Below are 6,523 nucleotides of genomic sequence, written 5' to 3' on the forward strand. Positions count from 1 at the left end.
CACAAAGGGGACAGGCACCTTTGTGGCGGTTTTTCTTGCGCGGTCGTTAGGGGCGGACCTGGCCGGTGCCTCGGAGCTTGTATTTGTAGGTAGTGAGGGCCTCGGCGGCAAAGGGGCCACGGGCGTGGAGCTTTTGGGTCGAGATGCCAATCTCGGCGCCCAGGCCAAACTCGCCGCCGTCAGTGAAGCGCGTGCTGGCGTTGGCGTACACGGCCGAGGCATCGACCGCATCCAGGAAGCGCTCGCAAGCGTCCGTGTCCTCGGCAACGATGGCCTCGGAGTGCATCGTGCCGTAGCGATTGATGTGTGCGATGGCCTGGTCCTCGTTTGCCACGACCTTCACGCTCATCTCGAGCGCCAGGTACTCGCGACCCCAGTCCTCCTCAGTCGCGGCGACGTAGTCATCGCCCTCCACAAAGCCGGCGTCGGCGCACGCGGCGCACGTGGCCTCGTCGCCGTGAATGAGCACGCCGTGATCGTGCAGCACGGCAACGACCGCAGGCAAAAACGCATCGGCCACAGCATGGTCGACCAGCAGCGACTCGGCGGCATTGCACACGCCTACGCGCTGGGTCTTGGCATTAACGATAATGTTGAGCGCCTTATCAAAGTCGGCGGATTCATGCACGTAGATGTGGCAGTTGCCCGTGCCCGTCTCAATCACCGGCACAAGCGACTCGCGCACGCAGCGCTGGATCAGGCCTGCACCGCCGCGCGGAATGAGTACGTCGACAATGCCGCGGAGCTTCATGAACTCGCCAGTGGCCTCGCGGTCGGTGGACTCGATCATCGACACGGCCTCGCGCGGGAAGCCCTTGGCCTCGAGCGCATCGGCCAGCAGCTCGGCGATCATGGCACACGAGTGATAGGCCAGCGAGCCGCCGCGCAGAATACAGGCGTTGCCGGTACGGATGCAGATGCCTGCGGCGTCGGCCGTCACGTTGGGGCGCGCCTCGTAGACCATAGCGACCAGGCCCAGCGGAACACTCACACGGGTCAGGTCCACGCCGCTTGCAAGCACGCGGTGGTCGAGCACGCGGCCCACGGGATCGGGCAGCTCGGCGAGCTTTTCCAGGCCGGCGGCCATGCCCTCGACGCGCTCAGGCGTCAGCAGCAGGCGATCGAGCAGTCCGGCCGAGGTACCCGCATCGCGCGCGGCGGACATGTCGAGCTCGTTGGCGGCGACGATGGAGTCGACACCGTTGCGCAGTGCTGCGGCCATGGCGCGCACGGCCTCCTGGCGCTGCTCATCGCTCGCCGTGGCAAGCGAGGCCGACGCTGCCTTGGCGGCAACGGCAAGATCGTGGACATACGTGGCTATATCGACCGACATGGGCGGCCCTTTCTCCTAGAAGTTTGCAACAATGGTAGCCGATTTGCGCATGGCCTCGCCCGCGGCGGAAGAATTGGTCAACCCGAAACACCGCAACGAACGGAAGACTCACATGGCCCTCATCACTTCGTACCACGTCCCCGGCCTTTACGTCGAGGACCACAGCATCGACGTCCCCCTTGACTGGCGCGGCCTGGAGCCGATGCTCCTGGCCGTCGGCAGCACCATGCGCCGCGGCGCCATGCCGGCACCAATCGCCGGCGCGCCCGAGAGCATCAAGCTCTTCTACCGCGTGGTTTGCGCGCCCGACCGCATCAACGACGATCTGCCGCTGCTCCTGTTTTTGCAGGGCGGCCCCGGCGGCGAGAGCCCGCGTCCGCTGTCGCCCACAAGCGACGGCTGGATCGAGGAGGCCGTCAAGCACTTCCGCGTGGTCCTTCCCGACCAGCGCGGCACCGGACGCAGTAGCTGCGTGGACGGACGCACGATCAAGGCACTGGGTGATCGCGCAACGGCCGCCGGCGCCGATACAGCACGCTCGCAGGCGGACTTCCTCAAGCGCCACCTCGCCAGCTCCATCGTGCGCGATTTTGAGTACCTGCGCCTAGTGGGCTTTGGCGGCAAGCCGTGGGTCACGCTCGGCCAAAGCTACGGCGGTTTTTTGACGCTGAGCTACCTGTCGCTCTTCCCCGAGGGCGTGGCGGCGAGCTTTACCTGCGGCGGCATCCCCCACGTACCGGCGAGCGCAAGCGAGGTCTACGCGCACACCTTCCCGCGCATGGCCGCCAAGACGCAGCAGTATTATGACCGCTATCCCGCTGACGTCGAGCGCGTGGCAGCCCTGGCCGATGCGCTCGAGGCTCAGAAGCCCGTGCTGCCCGACGGCTCGCCGATGACGGTCGAGCGCCTACAGCTCATGGGCAGCGACTTTGGCATGAAGCCGAGCTTTGAGCGCATGCATTGGACTATCGATCACGCTTTTGTTACTGGCGACGGTACGCTGAGCTGCGGCTCCTCGGTATCCGACAGCTTTTTGATGCGCGCCTTCGAGCGCACCAACACACGCACGAACCCGCTGTACTGGACACTGCAGGAGTTTATCTACGCCGACGGCGACACCATGCCCATTCGCTGGGCCGCAGCAGAGGAGAAGGCCCATCGTGCCGAGTTCGACACACTCGCGCGCCCGCTCATGTTTACCGGCGAGGCCATGTTCCCGTGGATGTTCGAGCAGATGCCCGAGCTCAAGCCCTTCAAGCCCGCCATGGACCTGCTGATGGAAGACACCAGCTGGGACAAGATCTACGACCCGCAGCGACTGGCGTGCAACGAGGTGCCCCTGCAGGCCGCGGTGTATTTCGACGACATGTACGTGGATTCGGGCTTGCAGCTTGATACGCTCAGCCGCGTGGGCAACTCGCATGCCTGGGTGACCAACGAGTTCGAGCACGACGGCCTGCACGGCAGCGTGGTATTCAAGCACCTCTTCGACGAGGCCCTCAACCGCGGAGACCTGCGCCGAATCTTCTAGCAAAGGAGTGTCCCCACCTGCCGGCACAATAGGAACGTCCCCAAGTGCCGGCACGAAAAAGACAGCGCTGCGGGAAACGATCCGCAGCGCTGTCTTTCTTTATGCAAATACAATCAAGTTGTCTCGATGGATCGCGGGCTTCTCGGCCAGGTCTGCCAGCAGGCGGTTGCTGGCAATCTGGTCTTGGCGGCGACCGGCAGCAAGTTCCAGCACGTCCGAATCGGCCTCGGCGATACCGCGGGCGACGACCATACCGCTCGGATCGCACACATCGAGCACATCGCCCTCGGCAAACTGGCCATCGACCTCGCGAATACCCACCGCAAGCAAGGAAGAGCCACGGCTAACCAGCGCCTTCGCAGCACCATCATCGACCGTCACCGACCCATGTGCCTTGTCGCCCAGCGCGATCCACAGCTTGCGGGGTGCGATGTCCAGACGCTCCGCCGGCGGATCGAACAGCGTGCCCACGCTCTCGCCGCGGGCGAGGCGCACGAGCGCATCGGGCTCCTCGCCCGAGCAAATCACGCTCTGAATGCCCGCCGTCATCAGGATGCGGCTCGCGCGAATCTTGGTGATCATGCCGCCCGTGCCCACCGATGTGGAAGAATCGCCCGCCGAGGCAATGATCTTGGCATCGATCTTATGCACGACCGGGACAAACTCGGCCGTCGGATCTTCATGCGGATTGGCGGTGTAGAGGCCGTCGATGTCCGAAAGCGTCACGCACAGATCGGCAGAAACCAGGCAGCTCACGAGCGCCGCCAGCGTGTCGTTGTCGCCGAACTTGATCTCATCGACAGTAACGGTATCGTTCTCGTTGACGACCGGCACCACGCCAAGCTCCACCAGGCACAGCAGGGCGTCGCGCGCGTGCAGGTAGGACGTACGGCGCGCCGTGTCGTGACGCGTGAGCAGCACGAGCGAGGTGAGCAGGTCGCGCGCATGAAACTCCTCGTCGTAGGCCGACGAGATGATGCACTGGCCGGCCGAAGCGCAGGCCTGCAGGCTCGGCAGGTCGCCGACCGGCTTACGGTCGAAGCCCAGCACGGGATAGCCACAGGCGATAGCGCCCGAGCTCACCACGACCAGACGCCAGCCGAGCTTGCGCAGCGCTGCGGCCTGATCGGCAAGTCCGCCGATAAAGGCGCGGTTGACCTTGCCATCGGCGCCCACCACCGTGGACGAACCGATCTTTACCACCATCGTTTTATAAGAAGTCGTCATACGTCAAACCAATCAACTGTTCAGCGAACGGCCGAGCTGGCGGCCAAGGGAGCGTGACTCGCCCCTACCGCCCAAAGAATTAGTGAGCCCAGGGAAAAGCAGAAGCCGCGGCCATATTCTTGCGCACGAGCTCGTCGCGCACCTGAGCCAGGCCCTGCTCCATGCCCACCACATAGGTCTGCGGGTACAGGAAGCGCTTGAAAGCTGCGTCCAGATGATCGAGCGCCCAAACACAGCGCTCGCGCGCGTCCTGGATGCTCTCACGCGGAGCCACCGCGCTGCCGTCGCGCACGATCGGCACCAGCAGCTCGCGATACTCAAGTTCGGACACGTCGGTCACCAGGGCGGCATCATTCACGGCCACGAGGGTATTGCCGCGCGCGGCGCCCTCCCCCGCCAGATGGTCCTCGTCGTAGATCATGTCGCAGACCGGGCCGCCAAAGCCGTCGTAATAACGGCGCACGCGTTGCACACCCGGGATCGTGCGCTTGTAGGGCTGCTCGGAGAGCTTGACCACCGGCGTCCATGGATCTGCCTCGCTCGCACGGCGGGCGGAAAGCTTGTACACGCCACCCAGCGCCGGCTGGTCATAGCAGGTCGCGAGCTTGGTACCCACGCCAAAGCTATCGATGGGCGCGCCCTGGTCCAGCAGCGACTGAATCGTGTACTCGTCAAGATCGTTGGAAACCGAGATCCCCACATAGGGCAGGCCCTCGGCATCAAAACGGCCGCGAACATACTTGGAGAGCTTGGCGAGGTCGCCGGAGTCGATGCGAATAGCCGACAGGCGCTCGCCCACCGCCTCCATCTCCTTGGCAACCGTAATGGCATGCTCGCAGCCCTCGCGCACGTCATAGGTGTCGATGAGCAGCGTACAGTTCTTGGGGCTCGACTTGGCAAAGGCGCGGAAGGCCTCGAGCTCGGAATCGAAGCTCATCACCCAGCTGTGCGCATGCGTGCCAAAGACGGGAATACCATAGCGGCGGCCGGCGAGCACATTGGACGTAGAGGAGCAGCCGGCAACGTAGCTCGCGCGCGCAACGGCCAGGCCGCCATCGGGACCCTGGGCGCGGCGCAGGCCAAACTCCGCCACGGGGCGACCGTCGGCGGCGAGCACCACGCGCGCCGTCTTGGTGGCGACAAGCGTCTGGAACCCGACGATGTTGAGCAGCGCCGTCTCAAGCAGCTGGCACTCGAGCGCAGGACCGGTGACGCGCACCATGGGCTCGCGCGGAAAGACGAGCTCGCCCTCGGGGACGGCGTCGATATTTACATGCGCACGAAAATCGCGCAGGTAGTCGAGGAATGCGGACTTGAACATCGCGCCGCCGGCAGGGGCCTCAAGCGAGGCGAGGTAGTCGATATCCTCGGGCGTAAAGCGCAGGTTCTCGACGAGCTCGGGCAGCTCGGCGGTGCCACACATGACGGCATAGGCGCTGCCAAAGGGATGGTCGCGGTAAAACGCGGTAAAACAACCCTGCTCATTGGCCTTGCCGCTCTCCCACAGGCCCTGGGCCATAGTGAGCTCGTACAGATCGGTGAGCATTGCAATGTCGGTGGGATGCGAGATGTCGGTCAAAGCCATGGGGCGACCTTTCGGATGTGTGGTGCAGAATTTGAGGGTTGGACGAGAGCAGAGCATGCGGACATGACGCCCGATGCGAGTCGGTTAGAGCAGGCCCATGCTGGTCAGGATCGTGTAGCCCATAAAGATGACAAACGCGATGAGGGCAAGGACAATGATGATTTTTTGAGCCGGCGCCATGCCAGGGATCTCGTTCTCGCCCATAGGCTCCTTGGAGGTAACCATGCGCTGGGCAAAGGTCATCTCGTCACGGCTCGGCTTGGGCTCGACGGACTTGGGACGGGCGGCCTTTTTAGGCTGAGGTTTGGGCGCGGCAGGTGCAGGCTTCGCAGCAGCGGGCTTGGGTGCGGGCGCGGGCGCCGATGCGGATGCGGCGTTCGCGGCGGCCTCCTCGGCCTTCGTACGCTCGGCACGCAGGGCAGCCAGCTCCTCACGCTCGCGACGGGCCTCTTCCCGAGCCTCGCGGCGGGCCTTCTCAGCGCGGAGCTCTTCCAACTCAGCGCGCTCCTCGTCGGACAATGGTTGGGACTCAAGCTCGGCCATGGTATAGCCCTTTCTTTTAAAAAAAGCCGCCGACACAATGTCAGCGGCTTATCAAATCCAAGGGTGGAGACGAAGGGAGTCGAACCCTCGGCCTCTGCCATGCGACGGCAGCGCTCTCCCAACTGAGCTACGTCCCCAGGACAAGTCGATATTTTACCTACGGCTCGCCAACTGTCAACGCCCAATAACCAGTCTTTTTGGAGCGCGGCTATTTTGACAACTTTTCGAACAGGCGATCCTCTCGATGATTTTTTAAGGCTCTGTTAGACCAGGATTGACATACATGTGTCCCCACGGTGCCATA

The 6,523-nt window shown here is 63.9% G+C and carries 5 protein-coding genes and 1 tRNA gene; 1 reads left to right on the forward strand and 5 read right to left on the reverse strand.

All coding sequences use genetic code 11. The features are described from left to right. Positions 1 to 46 precede the first annotated feature (46 nt). Entirely contained in the window at positions 47 to 1,333 is a 1,287-nt protein-coding gene (locus tag DXC52_RS09650) for a glutamate-5-semialdehyde dehydrogenase (protein WP_035137234.1), read from the reverse strand. A 112-nt stretch (positions 1,334 to 1,445) separates the two neighbouring features. On the opposite strand from DXC52_RS09650, the gene DXC52_RS09655 reads away from it, so the two are divergent. Then, positions 1,446 to 2,864: an alpha/beta fold hydrolase gene (locus DXC52_RS09655; protein WP_117747077.1), complete on the forward strand. Its 1,419-nt coding sequence runs from the start codon at positions 1,446 to 1,448 to the stop codon at positions 2,862 to 2,864. A gap of 99 nt (positions 2,865 to 2,963) precedes the next feature. On the opposite strand, the gene proB is transcribed toward DXC52_RS09655, so the two are convergent. The 4 genes from proB to DXC52_RS09675 form a co-directional block, all read right to left on the reverse strand. Beyond that, positions 2,964 to 4,091 (reverse strand): glutamate 5-kinase, encoded by a 1,128-nt coding sequence (gene proB, locus DXC52_RS09660; RefSeq protein ID WP_117747078.1) that lies wholly within the window; start codon positions 4,089 to 4,091, stop codon positions 2,964 to 2,966. A 79-nt stretch (positions 4,092 to 4,170) separates the two neighbouring features. Continuing rightward, positions 4,171 to 5,676: a nicotinate phosphoribosyltransferase gene (locus tag DXC52_RS09665; protein WP_117747079.1), complete on the reverse strand. Its 1,506-nt coding sequence runs from the start codon at positions 5,674 to 5,676 to the stop codon at positions 4,171 to 4,173. A gap of 84 nt (positions 5,677 to 5,760) precedes the next feature. Then, complete coding sequence (locus DXC52_RS09670) at positions 5,761 to 6,219, reverse strand: hypothetical protein (RefSeq protein ID WP_117747080.1); 459 nt, start codon at positions 6,217 to 6,219, stop codon at positions 5,761 to 5,763. Between the two features lie 64 nt (positions 6,220 to 6,283). Next, positions 6,284 to 6,356 (reverse strand) — tRNA-Ala (locus DXC52_RS09675). Between the last annotated feature and the right edge of the window lie 167 nt (positions 6,357 to 6,523).

The organism is Collinsella sp. TF05-9AC, from assembly GCF_003438495.1.
Lineage (GTDB): Bacteria > Actinomycetota > Coriobacteriia > Coriobacteriales > Coriobacteriaceae > Collinsella.